Below are 17,585 nucleotides of genomic sequence, written 5' to 3' on the forward strand. Positions count from 1 at the left end.
TGTAAACTAATCGTTAAGTATCTGAATGAATTCCCAGGGCTCTAAATTTTGGGGTAAGCTATTTAAGTTAATGCTAGTACTGCTCGTTTTAACCGTAACGGAAAGCAGAGCACAGAACTATAGCCTTGAATTTTACGGCAATACGTTCAATTTCGAACTTGACAACTCAGCAAACATTAAATTCCCAACGTCGGTAAGTGACTCATTAATTCATTCTTTTTATAAAAACATTACCAGGGGAAAATATCAACCGGTTATTGAAGCTTTAAATACTTACAGAAAAAAACACCAGCTTAATGACTGGCTGTATTATCAGCTAATTCGTAAAACTGCTCAGCAAATAGCACCAAAGGCAGAAAACTATTACAGGTATACGCTTTACAAATGGTTTCTGCTTTGCAAAAGTGGCTATGATGCCCGGCTGGCACTGGAGAGAGATAAGTTACTTTTTTATGTCAGAAGTGACGATGATATCTCCGACATCCCCTTTTATCTGAGTGATGGCAATCAGTTCGTTTGCTTAAATATTCATGATTATCCCGGAATTGATTTAAAAAATAATAAGATTTTTCCGGTCGACTTGCCAATCGCTGAGAGCAAACAAGCTTTTTCGTACAGAGTAACCCAAATGCCCGATTTCAGAGCGGAGAATTATGCCGTAAAAAATCTTCAGTTCAGGTATCACCAAAGGGTTTACCACTTTGATGTGAAGTTAAACCCGGAGGTTCAATCTATCTTCGCTAACTATCCGGTAGTTGACTTTAAGTCCTATTTTAATATTCCGCTCAGCCGGGAAACACACAGCTCTCTGATTCCTACTCTTAAGGCGACCCTTTCTGGTATGAGTCAGAAGAAAGGCGTGGATTACCTGATGCGCTTTACCCGAAATGCATTTTTGTATGAAGACGATGAACGGAACTTTGGCAAAGAAAAGCGCATGACACCAGAGCAGACCTTATTTTCAGAATACAGCGATTGTGATGACAGAGCGGCTCTCTTCTTCTATTTGGTAAAAGAAATCTACAATTTACCGATGATAGCCCTATTGTACCCTACACATATTACGATGGCGGTGCAATTCGATAAACCTACCGGTAAGCCGATAATTTATAACGGCAAGAAATATTCGGTATGCGATCCTACACCTCAACTACAGGACTTGAGAATTGGAGAAGTTTCGAATAAATTTCGCAATGCGCGTTATGAAGTTGTGTATGCTTATGAGCCTCAATTACACTTCAAGTAAATTTATAGTTATTAAACGCCCTAGAATAAGTTAACTTTTGTGTCAACTGCTTTAGGCCAGAATTTTTTTTGGTAGATATTTTTTCATGGTTTTCTATTACTTCAAATCTAAAGGCCATGTATTATTCAAAATGCAATTATAATTAAATGACTACCAATAAAAAACCCCGCCTTTTTCAAGGCAGGGTTAACTAAATTATAATATTAGACTATTTATATTCTGTAGTCTTGGGGCTCCAATTAGCCCAACCAGTAGTCCAGTTAGTTGTACCCATTGCACCAGCAAACGTTTCAACAGTAAAGCCTGCAGAAAGATCAGTACCAGCAAATGATGCCTTTCCGATTGCAGGTGAGGTTGATTTTAAAGTAAGGTTAGGCGAAGCCAGATCGATACTGTTAAATCCGGCTGCCTCTGCATTGGCAATAGTTGTGTTTCCTTTTGTGCCTGCAAAGGCGGTCAAAGCAGCTACATCTGCGAACGAAGTTACAGTTCCTGACAAACCATAATTAGCTGTATTACCAAACACAATGTTGTTAGAGAACCCTGCTCTGCCTGCAAGTGCCTCAGCAGCCGGAAACTCTGTAAATTCCACAGCATTTCCTTTAGCGTTAACGATAATTGAATTTGCTAAAACTAATCTGCTGTTAAGTCCGTAATGAATACCCGCGCCGTGGTTAGCGTTTGAGCTTGCTCCAGGACCTATAAAAGTAAAGTTAGACATAATAGGTTTTGTATGTTTACCACCTGTAACGGCACCTTTATTCTCAAGCTCGATAGCTCTAGAAACGCTTTTATCAGCCAGATTAGGATCCTTTATAGAAATACCGTACTGGATTTTTCCGGTATAACCGTGATCGAAATCGAAATCGTCATCAACAGTTCTGTAAACGATTAGGTGGGTTGCATTAACGGTTCCGCCAAAAAACTCGAAACCATCATCGCCACCGTATGATACCTGAACGTGGTGAATTGTTGTTCCGCTACCTACACCGCAAAGAGTTAGGCCATTCAATTCTTTGTCAGCCTCCACAGGATAACCGGCAAATTCGATACGAACGTAGGTAAAGCTTCCTGAATTATCAGCCGGATTGGTTCCACCATATTCGGCAACACCCGCTCCTAAAATTCCTCCTTCGTATTTAGCAGTTCCGTCAGCAGTATTTACCGTAGAATTTCCGGAGATAACGATTCCTGCCCAGTCACCTTCTTTTCTCATACCAGCCTCTTGGTCAGACGTGAAAACAATCGGGTTAGATGCTGTACCATTTGCTTCAATGTCGCCATCCTTTTCGATAAAAAGTGCGGCTTTAGAGGCCTTTTCACCTTTAATTACTGTACCTGCAGGAATAACAAGTTTTCCACCGCCCGTTACTCTAACATATCCTCTTAATAGATATATTTTATTCGCACTGAGGGTCTTAGTAGAAGTTATATTACCTTCTATAATTTCCTGTTCTTTCACTATAATCTCGTCATCAACGGGATCATTATTTTTACAAGCACTGAACACAGTTAGCACTGCAAACAGCATAACTGTAAAAAATTTAATTCTTTTAATATTCATAATTTTCTCTTTTATAAGATGTTTCAAAAATAAGTTTGTTGTGTTATCACGGATTTAACCCTATGTTACCTTATGATTAATTCTTAGAATTTATATCCAAACCCCAGGGATATTGTTCTTCCAAACTGAACCGAGTTAATCAACTGATCTGAACCAGAATCGTAAGTCTTGTTGGTATTAATATCCTGGTAAAAATTTGCATCGCTATCAAGAAGGTTACTGATACTTAGTTTCAATTCTCCTTTGCTTTTAATTATTGATTTTGACAGCTGAAAGTCAATCAAATCGCGGGGTGCCTCATAAATGTCCGGATAATCGGCCTGGAACGTGTCGCCGCTGTACTGACCAAAGCCAACAATCGCTATCCGTCTTCCAATTCTGTTGTAAAGTACATTGGCCTGTAAACCGCTCTTAGGTTCCGAATATTGAAGACCAGTATTAATAAGATAAGGCGATTGACCCTGTAGCGGTCTTTTATTTAATATGGTTACTGCATTACCAAAGTTTACCTGCGATTTTATTGCAGCAGCATTGGCCGTAAAAACAAGGTTCTTAAAAAAACTTGAACCAGAATTAATAAACCCAAGGTTATGTCTCAATTCTACCTCCGCCCCGAAAACGTCAGCCTCAGGTGCATTTATATACGATATTGATTTACTTGCAGCAGTCGATCCCGATAGGATGTTGGTTTCTATAGGCTTTATCAAATGCTTGTAAAACACCGAAAATGAAATCAGTTGTCCTGTGGAAGGATAAAGCTCATACCGAAGGTCGATATTGTCGATAGTGGTTCTCTGAAGTTCGGTGTTTCCTATTTTCACAGTACCTGTAACGAAGTCGTAAAAACTGAACGGAGCTAGTTCCCTGAACTGGGCACGGGCAACGGTTCTTCCGAAGCTTGCCCGCAGATTAGATGCATCGTTAAGCCCGTAGGACAAATTAATTGAGGGAAGTAAATCAAGATAGTTGTTGTTGATGTTCACTGCACCTGAATTATCGCGGGTATCAAGTGTTTCAATGTAGTTTTCAACACGCAGACCCCAGGTCGCTTTCAGCTTATTAAACAGCTGATTTGTCATCATTAAATAGCCTGCATTTAAATCGCCTGAGCCATCATACGTATTGGCGGGATTGGTGATATCATCCAGGTAAAACTTATCCTGAGCTATATTAGCAGGGCTAAAAAGTTGGCCCTGAGGAAGACTTAACAAAGCTTCTGAAGCAGTGAAGTCGTCGGTATTTATCACATAACCAAGAACCCGGGCCGAAACGTTACGCTGTTTATACTGCTTCAATAATCCAGCCTTAATAGTTTGGCTTTGCCCTTTAATTTCGACCGGCAGCGTATAATTTACCGAAGCTCCAAAGACATTTTCACCTAACTCGCTAAAAAAGCGGCCTGCAGTAGACGGCGTGGCAACCGACGGCACCTGTGCCTGATAAGGGACGTCAGCGTTATCGGTAACTTTTTTCACATAGGCAAGTCGACGCAAATCGGGTTGGTCGTTTGTAATTCTGCTAAACGAAGTGTTCCAATTCAAACGTGATTTATTCTTTTGCGACAAAAGATGCTCGCCTTCAAGAACGGAGTTTATAAGTGATTTGTCAGTTACCTCTTGTTGTGAGACATTTTGTAGCGACTGTATATCGAATGTTCCGGAGCGTTGAAGGTAATTATCCTCAAAGCTTTGGTTGAACACGTTTTTCAAGGCAAACTTGTGGTTTCCTTTGATGTATGAGATATTAGCCAACACGCCCAGCGTAGAGCTGAAATTATAATAGTTGTCGTTATATTCAAACAAGGGAATACCGCGACCGGTAGCACCGGCTTCATTATAATCATTCCGCTCTTCCTGCGAAATTGTTGCAGCATTTCTATAATTGGTCGAAAGAATCAACCCCAGCTTACTGTCATTTTTAAAATGGAAGGAATTACCATATATCAGTTGAATGCTTTGGGTAGGCATTGTGGTTCCGAGATTGTTTATTCCCCATGAATTATCAAACTGTTTGGTTAAAGCAATTCGTCGATCGATGGGCTGGTTGACATACCGCTGGCGCGATGCAGGAAAAGACGAAGGCATGGCTCTTGAAGATGCGCCGAAGCCTGAGAAGTCTAATACATTTCGTGAATTGCCATAGAATGGCTTAAATGTTGAGATGCTATTGTAACCAGCGCTATAGCTAATTTGCAGGTTCTTTAGGTCGGGAAAGTCTTTAGTCTTTATCTGAACCGCACCTCCTGCAAAATCACCAGGAAGATCAGGTGTGGCGGTCTTGCTTATAATAACATTGTCGATAAGCGCCGAAGGGATAACGTCAAATGAAAAGGTTTTCCTGTCTGCTTCAGAGCTTGGCAATGGCGAATTGTTTATCATCGCATTGTTATATCTGTCGCTCAGTCCCCTTACAATGATGAATTTATTATCCTGCACACTGGCACCACTCACTCTTTTCAATACCTCACCAGTATTTTTATCAGGCGAACGACGGATGACATCCGCAGAGATTCCGCTAGACATACTAATTGCATTTTTCTGCTGTACATATAATCCGCTAACTGACTCCTGCTTAGCTGTAGCCGTAATTACCACCTGCTGTAATTGAGTACCAGATTCTTCCATAACCACATCGAGTGTGGTAACTTTTCCGGCAGTAACACTGATATCAGATATCTTTTTAGTGGGATACCCCACATACGAAAACTCTAAAGTATAATCACCTGTCGCTAATCCGCCCAGGCTGTAACGACCTTCTACATCGCTCGTAGTACCTTTTGTAGTTCCTGAAACCTTTACAGAAACACCGATAAGCGTTTCCCCGGTTTTCTTGTCGGTAAGCTTACCAACAATTTTCCCGGCACCTTGCGCGAAAGTATCTGGTATTAATACTCCAATAAAGAATAGAACAGTTAAAATTCTGATAATGAGATTGTGTTTCACTTTACAATGTTTTTGATTCATTGCAAAAGTATTACCCCAATATTACCCCGACGTTACCCCGTGATTAAACATTGGTAACTTAAATGTTAATTTCATGTTAATATCCGCTGGAATACAGGGCTTTTAAAGGGTAATTGATTGCCCGGCTTTAATCTCTAGATGACTCATTAAACGAATGCTAACAACAGCTCCCGGATGTTCATCTAAATTTAAAGCAAAGATAACCTTCTGATTATAGTAGTACGATAGCTTTGGCACAAACTAAATTAGACTATGAAATATTTTGTACAAAGTAAGTTAGGGGTCCTATCCTTATCGGCAATTACAGCGGCATCAATTTTCGTTGCCTGCCAAAAGGACAAGAACAATGGTAGCAAGCAGGAAATCGTTACGCTTAAAAATCACTCTGTAACTCCTTCACTTGTCAAAGCTTTAACAGGATTTGAAGGACTTCAGATTTATCCGCTGATCAGCAGTGATGACAAACTCGACGGAAGTCCGGATTTCATTTACGGCGCCCAACCTGATGGGGCGGGGATATTAAAAGATCCCAATAGTGATGGATATGTAATGATTAATAATCATGAGATCCTTTTCTCGGTATCACGTGTATATCTGGATAAAAACTTTAAGCCTCTGAAGGGAGAATACATTGTTGATGCAAAAGGTGGTGGCATGCGTCTCTGCTCAGCAACTATGGTAACACCAGAGGAACATGGGTTCGGTCCGCTATTTCTGACCGCAGGTGAATCAGGCTCTGAATCGATGATTCACCAGATCGATCCCTTTGGCTCAACAAACCTGAAAACTACTAACAGGACAATTCCTGCATTAGGAAAATGTATTGCTGAAAATGCTGTTCCGCTTCCTAAAAATGTTTATCCTGGCAAAACAGCAATTTTCGTTGGAGAGGATGACAGTAACGGACAGATAAATCTTTATTTATCCAATACTGTGGGTGATCTTGTGAATGGAAAACTATACATGATGCGCCGTACCAATTTGAATTCTGTAGAAACTGACATGGCCGTTAACAGCTCTTATGATGTCGAATTTGTTGAATACGACAATGTAAGTACTAGTACGGGTGTCCAACTAGCGGCTCAGACTGTTACTAAAGGAGCGCTCCAGTTAGCACGCGTTGAAGATTTGGATTATGGAAAAGGAAGCGTAGAAGCTAACAGAACAATATATTTTGTTTCTACAGGGGTAAGCCAGTCTGACAAAATAACACCTGTAGGCGGGAAAACCATGTGGGGCAGAGTTTACAAGTTAGAATTGGATGCGAATAACATCCTAAAAGGTAAACTAACTCCTCTGATGGATGGAGCTGTTGATCCGGGAAATCATATCGTGAATCCAGACAATATCTGCGTAACCAAAAACTTCCTATATATTCAGGAAGACGGTGATTCTTTCTACAAGGAAACCAAGCATGATGGCAGAATCTGGCAATATAACATCGCAAGCAAAGCTATGAAACCAATGCTTGAAATGGATCATCGCAGGTCTGATGCAACCTTCAATGCAAAATACAATCCCGCTAATTCAACGAATCTAAGTTCATGGGAGTTTGGTGCTATGTATGATATTTCCGACCTTATCGGTAAGCCAAACACCTTTGTAGTAAATCTTCATCCACATACCTGGACCGACAATAAATTTGCAAACGCAGATGGTAGCGGTCTAACCACTAATAAAGAAGGTGGACAAACCCTAATCCTATCCGGAGTAGATAAATAATTTTGCTTCCCTCCTTTCCAGGCCCTTCCACAATTTGTGGAGGGCTTTTTTACTTCAAATACTATGATTAAATTCAGGATACCTGCCTTTTTACTATTATTAGGAATACTCACCTATTGTTCAGTTAAAAATGAGTCGCCCATAGAAAAGGTTAGAGATATACTTGAAAAGGATTTTTCAGACCTTGAATCAATTACAGAAGATAAACTTCTGCCTCTTGCCCTTAAAGGAAGCGAGACTGAACTTCAAAAGGCATTTATAGAAACAAGGCAAGCCTATAAAAAGCTTGAATGGTTTACAGAATACTATGCTCCCGGAGCCAGCAGACTCCTTAACGGACCTCCCTTACCCGAAATAGAGATTGAAGAAACCAAAGTGTTTGCACCGGGCGGATTGCAGGTAATTGAAGAACATCTGTTCCCTTTTAAAGAAACTGAGAGAAAAGAATTAGTGCGTGAAACAACTGCCTTTCTTGCAAAAGTTCGTTTTGCTCATAGCATTTTGGAAGCAACAGAGTTTACAGATACACACATACTTGATGCCTGTAAGCTTCAGATTTTTCGAATAAATTCTTTAGGCATATCGGGTTTTGATACTCCCTTAACTAAAACGGGGCTAAGTGAAGCAAAGACTTCATTAGATGCCCTTTTAACTGTTATGAAAGTATTTGGAAACAATCAGAAGATTGAAGAATTAATCGCATCTGCAGGTAAGTATATAGACAGCCATCCCGATTTCGACACCTTCGACAGAATGGAGTTCATTTCGAGTTATTCTAACCCTATCACCAGGGAAATGAAAAAATGGGAAAGGGAACTAAAGATTGAGCCGCTTAAAACTGAACTGGCGATTTACAATAACACCGAAACTCTATTTGATGCTAATGCCTTTAATCCGGATTTTTTTGCTGATAATAATGAATCTGCCTATAATCAAATCAAGGTGGCCCTGGGTAAGCAGTTATTTTCCGACCCGGTTCTGTCGGGAACTACCCGCACTTGCCAAAGCTGCCATAAACCAGAGCTGGCATTCACTGACGGACTTGCCAGGAGTGAAGCTTTAATTCCAGGTACATTTGTTAAGCGAAATGCTCCTACCCTAATGTATGCGGGTTTGCAACAGGCTCAATTTTACGACATGCGGGCCCCTTCACTGGAGAACCAGGCTATGGATGTATTATCCAACAAAGACGAAATGCATGCTTCTGTTGAAGAAGCCGCGGCGCGAATGAATGCATTACCTGATTATCTTAGAAAATTTAAAGCAGCTTTTCCTGCGATGGAAAAAGAGATAAAGCCAAGATTTGTAATGATTGCTCTGGCAACCTATATAAGGTCATTAAGCCCTTTTAATTCGCGCTTTGATAAATATATGCGCGGAGAAAAAGGACAAATGAATAAGGAAGAAATAAAAGGATTTAACCTCTTTATGGGCAAAGGAAAATGTGGCACCTGCCATTTCATGCCTTTATTTAATGGAACAGCTCCTCCGGCGTTCAGTAATACAGAGGCGGAAGTTCTGGGCGTTCCCTTGTATCCTAAAGGTAAAAGCATAGATCCTGATTCGGGGAGATTTATTCACAATAAAATCGAAGAATTGAAATTCTCTTTTAAGACACCAACACTTCGGAATGTAACGAAAACTGCTCCTTATATGCACAATGGCAATTTTAAAACACTCGAAGAAGTAATTGATTTTTATAATCAGGGTGGTGGCGCTGGCTTGAAAATCAACCTCGGGAACCAGACTTTATCCACCGATGAACTGCAGCTCTCCAATCAAGAACAAAAAGCCATAATTGCGTTTTTAAATACATTGACTGACAATTAAAACTGCAATGAAAATCCGGCTGCTTTTAGGTGGGTTAAAAAATTTAACAATAACATAATAGCGGTTGTACCACGCGGGTAGAAAGGTCTTCGTAAACTTGATCTAAATCCATCAAACAATTGTCTTAAGGGGTTCATCAAACACGAATCGATCCATTATCATTTTTCTATAATTTATGAAAAAGTTAACTTTCCAGGAACAGGTATTTGCAGGTTTTGCGATAACCTTAGCCTTTGTCTTTTCGGTGGGAATTATTTCCTATATCCGGATAACCGAAATGGAAAAAGATAATATATCTGTAGATCAGGCACAGGAAGTTATCAAATTCTCAAATGTTGTACTGGTTAATATCAGTCAGGCAGAAAGTAGCTGCAGGGCATATATAACCACAGGTAATACCAGGTATCTGGATCTGTACAATGAGTCCCTCAGTAAAATAATGCCTTCTATAGACAGGCTTAGCTCGCTGGTTGTAGATGATGGAAGACAATCGCAACGTGCAAATTCAGTAAGAATCCACGCTTCTCAAAAACTTTTTGCACTAAGTAAGATTCTTTGGGCCTATAACCGCGGCGGTCTGGAAGAAGCAAAAAAGGAAATCAATGCTGATAGTACGATGGCCGAAGTTGAAAACAGTATTGATAGTCTTAAACTGGTGGAAGCAAAAGTATTGGGGCAAAGAAGGGTTGACAGTAAAGATAACGCCCGGAATACTTTGGTATTTCTGGGGATTGCCCTGTCAGTTATTCTATTCTTAGTGTATATACTGTTCCGTTATATAAAAAGGACGTTTGGGCATCAGAAATTGGCTGAGGAGAGAACAAACCGGGCAAACATCAAACTTCAGGCTTTGTACGAAACCACTCATTTGCAGGCTGAAGAACTGGAAGCTCAACAAATTGAACTTGTTCAAATTAATAATGCTTTAATTACTCAAAAAGAACAGGAACAACAGGCCAGAGAGGAAGCAGATAAAGCGAATCAGGCTAAGAGTGCTTTCCTTGCAACTATGAGCCATGAAATCAGAACACCGATGAATGGTGTATTAGGAATGACGGCGCTATTATCCGAATCTATACTCAGCAGAGAGCAACAGGAATACTTAGAAGTAATTCATACGAGCGGCGAAAATCTCTTAACAGTTATAAATGACATCCTTGACTTCTCCAAAATCGAATCCGGAAGTCTTGAACTGGACCCGCATAATTTCGAGTTGAGAAGTTGTGTTGAAGACATAATGGACTTATTTTCAGTTAAAGCCTACGAAAAAGGCCTGGACCTGATTTATCAAATAGATCCTCAAATACCTGCACAAATTATAGCGGATGGTATGAGGCTGCGTCAGGTCCTTATTAACCTTATTGCTAATGCCACGAAATTCACTGAAAATGGGGAAATATTTATAGATGTTAAATTGATAGAACAAAATTCCGAAGATTTGCTAACAATTGGATTCCTGGTAAAAGACAGTGGAATAGGGATCGCTGCCGACAAACAATCGAGCCTGTTTAAAGCATTTTCCCAGGTAGATTCTTCCACAACCCGGAAATATGGTGGCACAGGTTTGGGTCTGGTAATAAGTGAGCGCCTTGTGGATTTAATGGGGGGTAAAATCTCTGTGAAAAGCATAGAAGGACAAGGCACTTCCTTTAATTTTACAATCAAGGGTGTAACTGGGGCGCAACCGTTAAAAACGTACGTGAATCATAATCTTGTCGGCTGTGAGGGTAAACAAGTACTTATTATCGATGATAACAAAACTAATCTCACTATCTTAAAGGGGCAATTAGAAAATTGGGGTCTGGCGGTTCTCACCGCTCTTTCGGGGCAGGAGGCCTTATTTGTGCTTAACCATAACAGTAATTTTGATCTGGTAATCACAGACATGCAAATGCCCAAAATGAGTGGTGTGGATCTAAGCAGAGAGATAAAAAAAGTCGCTCCCGCACTTCCGGTTATATTATTAAGTTCAATCGGTGATGAAACCAGGAAAAAGTATTCCGACCTTTTTTCGGCTATCCTGACCAAACCCGTTAAACAATTACAATTACTTAAAGCAATTCAGTCAGGCCTGAAAAGAATAAATGAGCCTGAGACCTCAGAGATCCCATCAAATAATGTACTTTCTCAAATATTTGCATTAAGTCATCCTTTGGAAATATTAATAACTGAGGATAATCTAATCAATCAAAAACTAATATTAAAAATCCTGAACAAACTCGGCTATAATCCTGATTTGGCGAATCACGGTAAAGAAGCCCTTAAAAAATTAGATGAAAGGAATTATGACGTTATTTTAATGGACATGCAAATGCCCGAACTTGACGGACTTGAAACTACTCAGATAATTCGAAGCAAATACCACAACCAACCTGTTATTATTGCTCTAACAGCGAATGCGCTTCCTGAAGACAAAGAGAAATGTTTCAATGCAGGAATGGACGATTATCTACCAAAGCCAATAAATATAGACGATCTGTTAAGAGCGTTAAAGAAGGCCTCCGAACTTGCAAATGTTTAATTTTTAAGAATGGCCGTTTCGTTAAAGATCCGGCCTACAGGGGGACTTAAAGTAATCAAACTTCAAATTTATAGCCTACACCCTTAATCGTGCTTATATACTTCTCCCCCAGTTTTTCCCTGACTTTTCGAATATGAACATCTATAGTCCGATTGGTTACTACGACGGTATTATCCCAGATTGAACTCAAAATCACTTCCCTGGTGAAAACTTTTCCAGGCCTTGATGCCAGCAAATAAAGAAGTTCGAATTCCTTTTTAGCAAAAGTTATTTTGTCATCTCCTCTATACACAAGATAAGTCTCCCGGTCTATCATCAAATCCAGAATCTGGAGTTTAAGAACACTGGGCTCAATGGCTTGAGTATTCCGTTTAAGGATGGCATTAATCCGTGTAACAAGAGCTTTTGGCTTCACTGGTTTAGAAATATAATCATCGGCACCAACATTAAAACCGGCAATCTCAGAATACTCCTCGCTTCTTGCAGTGAGAAAAACAAGGAATGTATTATTAAATTCACTCATGCCTCTCAAAACTTCACAAGCCTCAATACCATCCATTTTCGGCATCATTATATCCATTATAATTAAGTCGGGCTTAGATTTCAACGCCTCAGCAATCCCTTCTTGTCCATTTGTAGCTTTAGAAACAAGGTATCCTTCTTTGTTAAGATAATATTCAAGTAACTCTCTTATATCCGGTTCATCATCGACTATGAGGATTTTTTTCTTCACAGAACTCATACTTTTTTTTAACACTAAAGTATAAGTCCGGGCGTCTAAGTAAGTTAAGGCTGTATTAAGAAATTGTTATGTTCTGCTTCTGTATCAAAAAACGATACAACCAATTAAAGCCTGTTCACTAATAAAGATCTGACTTTTGGAATCCAAGTAGCACTTCTGCTACCCGTATTCTTTAAAAAAAACACGAATGTAACACAAGAGCCCGCCCGGACATTTTACTACCTGCAACGGTCGGTGTTAAGTTTATAATGTCCCCTACTCTCGGGCAATGATAATTTCCTTTTGTATGTTGGTGATAAGAACCTCTTCACCACATACCGGACAAGTATATATTAAGCCGTGCATGTCACTTTTAAGGCTCGCAAGTAACTTTTCATCTGGCACATCGATCAATTCTTTGTGGCCTGGGCAGATAATTTTCATAGTCCAAAAATATCCATACCGTGTAAATTAAATCTTAACGATTTATTAAGTTTGCGACTGATGAAGCGATTCGGAGCTTCAATCCTTATACAAACAAAGATCGGGAACATCTATAAACTCATCCCAACCAGGATCAGCTTACCGGCACCTAAACCTCTTTTGGAGAGCGCCTTGCCCGCGGTGCTTATACTTTTTATTGGAGTGGTTTCCAAATAATCAGGCCCTTGTCTATTGGATTTTCTTAAATTTGAAATATGTAGATTCACTCGAGAGTTTGCATGCGAGATCCCTTCATATCTAGGCTTTAGATATAAGCATATTCATCAGAATCTTTTAAGCGCAAGTAAATTAAACGGCTATGAATACAGAAAATCAAAACGTCATCTTCCCCAAGGGGGATAAAGCACCGGCAGATTATTTTACAGGAACAGCATGGGTGAAGATTTTAGTTTCGCAGGACGAAACAGAAACTTACTCCGTTGGCAATGTAGAGTTTGAGCCTGGTTGCAGAAACAACTGGCATACCCATCCGGCAGGGCAAATACTGCTTATTACAGATGGGAAAGGATATTATCAGGAAAAAGGTGAACCGGCAAGGTTACTTAAGAAAGGCGACGTAGTAGTTATACCCTCTCTCGTTGAGCACTGGCACGGCGCGACATCCGACAGCAGTTTCACCCATATCGCTATAACCAATACTGCCGAAGGTCCGATTGAATGGCTGGCGCCTGTAACGGACGAAGAATATAACAAGTTACCCTTAGCAAATCTTTAAGAAAGATGGTTCATTAAGTTATGCGAATTTTCCCGTTCAAATTTTCTAGGGAATTTAAAGAAGTCGGTCAATAAATAAAAAGATCCGGGTTGTTCAACCCGGATCTCATTTATACAGTTTCTAAATTTATACTCTCCGCAGTCTAAACAGCCTAAAAAAAAGATTATAATTTCAATTGGTATACCTTGCGGCTAATATTTGCTCCAGGTTCCCGCTTTAGTCTTTTAATCTCTGATTATTGAAACAAAGCCTTTTTTCTGAGGTATCCCTTGTCCAAAATCTACCACATAGTAATAGGTATCCTGCGCTAAGGGAGAACCGTTTAATGTGCCATCCCATTGGTCGGTGTAATTTTTCTGGCTGTATAACAATCGTCCCGCCCTGTCAAAAATCTTCACCTCATTTTTAGGATACATGTCAAGGTTCTTTATTATCAGATTGTCGTTCACTCCGTCGCCATTTGGAGACATGATATTTGTTCCGCTAACAAGTTCATAATCGGCATTTACCGTAATAGTCACCTCCTGTTCGGTTGTACAGTTACTGGCATTCTTTACCAGGACTTTGTACGTTGTCGTTACTTCCGGACGAACAAAAAGCGCAGCATTGATTTGTCCGCCGAGAATACCCTGAGCATTTTGCCACTGATATGTCCCGCCTCCGGTAGCTGTTAATAGTGCAGTTTCGCCTTTTGAAATTACAAGGCCTTTATCGGAAGATATTGCTACCTGGGGCAGTGGATTAACCTCTATTATAAAGCTCTTCAATATGCTATTTATGCCACTATTTGCAGTACCACCGTTATCCGTTACCAGCACATTGATAAGCGCGGTACCAAACGAACCATTGTTTACTTTGTAATTTACCTGCGCATTGCCGCTTGAGTTTACCTGTGTAACTTCAAGACTTTCAAACAGGGCATTATTTGTAGAACTTACCGATAAACTAACAGACTGACCTGCCTCTGGTCCTGCGGTAATCCCACTTAAACCTACAGATTGTTGGGCGGAAGTATAACAAATAACCTGATTAGCAATTTCGTTTAGCCCTGGCTGTTCATTTACATCATTAAGACTGATAATAAGCTCCTTATCCAGTGTGAGATTATGCTGAGTTGCAGAGCGCACCCTTATAGTGTAACTGGATTTTTGCTCAAAATCAAGGGCTGCAGCGGTTCTTATCTGATTACCAGAGATATTGAACATTCCGTTGTCAACACTACCGCTACCACCTGTTAAACTATACGTAAAGGCAGCAGCCCCATCATCCGAAGTTGAACTTAAGGTTCCCGCAAGCGTACCTGCAGGGGCATTCTCGTAAACAGTCGCTACTGCAAGATTTACACTTGTTGGAATCCCGGGAGTTATTGTTAACATACCTGGCGTATAAATAAAGCTGTAATTGTTAGCAGCTCCGCCGCTTACCGTTATCTGATAAGCCCCTAATGCAGAGAGGGTGCCTGCTGTGGTGTTAGCAATTGGCTGTGTAGTAAGATTATTTTGCCCTTCTCCAGCAATAAAACCGCTATAGCTAACTGTGAAAGGAGGGTTTACTGTATTTTGGATCCTGGTTTTATTGTCGGCAGTTACTGTCAACAGTTTCTTATCTACTCTTAGAGTTCCTTTTACAAAGGTGATACTGTAGTTAACTGATGTTCCGATGGCTTCAATATCATAAGTACCAGCTGATGATAATGCTGTGGCTGCGGTGCTGATTACCGGTGCCGGGGTCAGCGTTGTTTCTCCGTTTACTAAACCGGTGTACTTTACCGTCAGTGGCATATTAGCATCACCGTACATTTTACTCTTATCTTCTGCTATAACTGAAAGTGCTTTTTTAGAAATGGTAAAATCAGTTACAGTAAAGCTTATGCTGTAATTGCCGTTCAATGTAAGCGTACCTTGTTTTATTGTATAGGTCCCAGCATTTTCCCCGGCATCACGGATTAATGATCCTGTAAAGGTATCGCTTCCTGCCAGGGCTCCTGATGTAATGGAATAGGTTAAAGCGGGATCAACTTCGCCATAAGCCTTGCTTTTAGGATTAGCTGTTAACATAATGGACTTTTTACCAATGCTCAAATCCGCTCCCGAATAGGTCAAGTCGTAATTTCCGGTCAATGCAAGTGTTCCCTGTCTGATCGGGTAGATTCCAGCACTTTCACCTGCATCACGGCTTAATGATCCTGTAAACGCATCGCTTCCAATAAGGGCTCCTGAAGTAATCGAATAGATCAACGCCGGATCAGCGTCACCATAAGCCTTGCTCTTAGGAGCAGCTGATACGGTAATCGCAATTTTATTTATGGAAAGATCTGCTCCCGTATAGGTTAAATCGTAATTTCCGGTCAATACAAGTGTTCCCTGTCTGATGAGGTAGATTCCGGCACTTTCCCCGGCATCACGGCTTAATGATCCTGTAAACGCATCGCTTCCAATAAGGGCTCCCGAAGTAATCGAATAAATTAAAGCCGGATCAGTGTCGCCATAAGCCTTGCTCTTAGGAGCAGCAGTTATGGCAATGGCAATTTTATTTATGGACAGATCTGCTCCCGCATAGGTTAAATCGTAATTTCCGTTCAATGCCAGTGTTCCCTGTTTGATGGGGTAGATTCCAGCATTTTCCCCGGCGTCACGGCTTAATGATCCTGTAAAGGCATCGCTTCCAGCAAGGGCTCCTGAACTGATGGAATAAATTAAAGCAGGATCAGTCTCTCCATAAGACTTGCTTTTAGGAGCAGCTGTTATGGTAATGGCTTTCTTATTAACAACAAGAATCTGCTCCACAGGACTTGCAGCATCGTAACTGGAATTTCCTGCTTGACTAGCAGTTATCTTTACTGTTCCCGCATCTTTCACCGTTACGGTATTCCCGCTAATAGTAGCTACAGAGGTATTATCCGATACATACGTGATGCTTAGTCCTGAACTTGCAGTTGCCGGTAAAGTAAAGTCTGCATCTCCATACGATTTTGCAGAAAGGGGATTAAATGCAATGGTTTGAGCATCTGCACGGGTTAGCGATATTGTATACGTTTTTGTAGTTGTTCCATCCTGAGCAGTTACCACGGTTGTCAGTGTATTGCTGCCGACACTTAATGAAATCGACCCAGAGGCACTGCCGCTGCTTACAGTTGTGCCATTTATCGTTATAATTGCATGAGTCTCTTCACCTGTGGAGGTAAGTGTAAGTGAGGATACATTGTTAGCTACCGAGGCAGTATAACTTAGAATTCCTGATGAAAAAGCCGTTGACAATGTGCCGGCGCTTAATGCTAACGCTGATAAATTAGCATTGGCAGATGTTGTAAAAATTGCCGGATCAGCAGCCGACACAGTCGAAAAAACTGTAGCTGGAAACGTATTTTCCAGGTACTTCGTACTGGTGTTTACCGAAGTTCCTGTTGTAGCGGTGTACGTACCGACGCCAGAAGATTTATAAACTAATTGAAGTATATTTTCAGCGTTACCATTCAATTCACCTGTTAAAAAATAAAAACCTAAGGTGCCGGAAAAGCTTACAGGGGTCCTAAAATTATATGCCCTGTTTATTCCGAATCCTGCAGCGCCGGTAACAGGTATGGCTGATTTTTCTAAATTCAGTCCAGATAGTGAAAGATCAGCTGAAGGACTTAATACCAGGCCATCCGTTGACAGGGTAGTACCGGCCTTGATATACAAACCCTCTGTTCCTGCGCTTAACTGTGCCTGTGCACCTGTTATTGAGCAGTAACTGAAGAGGACTAAAACTATTAACTTAAAATAATTTTTCATTCCATATTATTACAAAGTGAACAAAT

Annotated in this window: 10 protein-coding genes; 5 read left to right on the forward strand and 5 right to left on the reverse strand. The window is 40.5% G+C overall.

Annotation, left to right across the window (positions count from 1 at the left end):
- Positions 1-70 precede the first annotated feature (70 nt).
- A complete protein-coding gene (locus WG906_RS01525; protein ID WP_339990750.1) occupies positions 71-1,246 on the forward strand; it encodes a hypothetical protein in 1,176 nt (391 codons plus the stop codon).
- 208 nt (positions 1,247-1,454) lie between these two features.
- Here the strand turns inward: WG906_RS01525 and WG906_RS01530 are convergent, their stop codons facing one another.
- Both WG906_RS01530 and WG906_RS01535 read right to left on the reverse strand, forming a co-directional pair.
- The gene (locus tag WG906_RS01530; RefSeq protein ID WP_339990751.1) at positions 1,455-2,810 is read right to left on the reverse strand and encodes a hypothetical protein; all 1,356 of its coding nucleotides are present in this window, start codon (positions 2,808-2,810) and stop codon (positions 1,455-1,457) included.
- An 83-nt stretch (positions 2,811-2,893) separates the two neighbouring features.
- Entirely contained in the window at positions 2,894-5,752 is a 2,859-nt protein-coding gene (locus WG906_RS01535) for a TonB-dependent receptor (protein WP_339990752.1), read from the reverse strand.
- Between the two features lie 273 nt (positions 5,753-6,025).
- Between WG906_RS01535 and WG906_RS01540 the strand changes: the two genes are divergently transcribed.
- The 3 genes from WG906_RS01540 (at position 6,026) to WG906_RS01550 (ending at position 11,846) form a co-directional block, all read left to right on the forward strand.
- Complete coding sequence (locus tag WG906_RS01540) at positions 6,026-7,495, forward strand: PhoX family protein (RefSeq protein ID WP_339990753.1); 1,470 nt, start codon at positions 6,026-6,028, stop codon at positions 7,493-7,495.
- Positions 7,496-7,558: 63 nt separating this feature from the next.
- The gene (locus WG906_RS01545) at positions 7,559-9,325 is read left to right on the forward strand and encodes a cytochrome-c peroxidase (RefSeq protein ID WP_339990754.1); all 1,767 of its coding nucleotides are present in this window, start codon (positions 7,559-7,561) and stop codon (positions 9,323-9,325) included.
- Positions 9,326-9,500: 175 nt separating this feature from the next.
- On the forward strand, positions 9,501-11,846 hold the full coding sequence (locus WG906_RS01550; protein ID WP_339990755.1) for a response regulator: 2,346 nt from the start codon (positions 9,501-9,503) through the stop codon (positions 11,844-11,846).
- A 55-nt stretch (positions 11,847-11,901) separates the two neighbouring features.
- Here the strand turns inward: WG906_RS01550 and WG906_RS01555 are convergent, their stop codons facing one another.
- Both WG906_RS01555 and WG906_RS01560 read right to left on the reverse strand, forming a co-directional pair.
- Positions 11,902-12,588, reverse strand: coding sequence for a response regulator transcription factor (locus tag WG906_RS01555; protein WP_339990756.1), 687 nt, complete (start codon positions 12,586-12,588; stop codon positions 11,902-11,904).
- Positions 12,589-12,843: 255 nt separating this feature from the next.
- The gene (locus WG906_RS01560) at positions 12,844-13,011 is read right to left on the reverse strand and encodes a hypothetical protein (protein WP_339990757.1); all 168 of its coding nucleotides are present in this window, start codon (positions 13,009-13,011) and stop codon (positions 12,844-12,846) included.
- A 358-nt stretch (positions 13,012-13,369) separates the two neighbouring features.
- Here WG906_RS01560 and WG906_RS01565 point away from each other — a divergent pair, with 358 nt between their 5' ends.
- A complete protein-coding gene (locus WG906_RS01565; protein WP_339990758.1) occupies positions 13,370-13,786 on the forward strand; it encodes a (R)-mandelonitrile lyase in 417 nt (138 codons plus the stop codon).
- A gap of 224 nt (positions 13,787-14,010) precedes the next feature.
- Here the strand turns inward: WG906_RS01565 and WG906_RS01570 are convergent, their stop codons facing one another.
- Positions 14,011-17,559 carry an MBG domain-containing protein gene (locus tag WG906_RS01570; RefSeq protein WP_339990759.1) on the reverse strand — a complete coding sequence of 1,183 codons (3,549 nt, stop codon included), beginning with the start codon at positions 17,557-17,559 and terminating at the stop codon, positions 14,011-14,013.
- Positions 17,560-17,585 lie beyond the last annotated feature (26 nt).

This window comes from Pedobacter superstes, from assembly GCF_037622515.1.
In the GTDB taxonomy this organism is placed as follows: Bacteria; Bacteroidota; Bacteroidia; order Sphingobacteriales; family Sphingobacteriaceae; genus Paradesertivirga; species Paradesertivirga superstes.

Coding starts and splice junctions, on each gene's coding strand:
- WG906_RS01525 (WP_339990750.1), top strand. CDS start 71: ATGCTAGTACTGCTCGTTTTAACCGTAACGGAAAGCAGAGCACAGAAC.
- WG906_RS01530 (WP_339990751.1), bottom strand. CDS start 2,810: ATGAATATTAAAAGAATTAAATTTTTTACAGTTATGCTGTTTGCAGTG.
- WG906_RS01540 (WP_339990753.1), top strand. CDS start 6,026: ATGAAATATTTTGTACAAAGTAAGTTAGGGGTCCTATCCTTATCGGCA.
- WG906_RS01545 (WP_339990754.1), top strand. CDS start 7,559: ATGATTAAATTCAGGATACCTGCCTTTTTACTATTATTAGGAATACTC.
- WG906_RS01550 (WP_339990755.1), top strand. CDS start 9,501: ATGAAAAAGTTAACTTTCCAGGAACAGGTATTTGCAGGTTTTGCGATA.
- WG906_RS01555 (WP_339990756.1), bottom strand. CDS start 12,588: ATGAGTTCTGTGAAGAAAAAAATCCTCATAGTCGATGATGAACCGGAT.
- WG906_RS01560 (WP_339990757.1), bottom strand. CDS start 13,011: ATGAAAATTATCTGCCCAGGCCACAAAGAATTGATCGATGTGCCAGAT.
- WG906_RS01565 (WP_339990758.1), top strand. CDS start 13,370: ATGAATACAGAAAATCAAAACGTCATCTTCCCCAAGGGGGATAAAGCA.
- WG906_RS01570 (WP_339990759.1), bottom strand. CDS start 17,559: ATGAAAAATTATTTTAAGTTAATAGTTTTAGTCCTCTTCAGTTACTGC.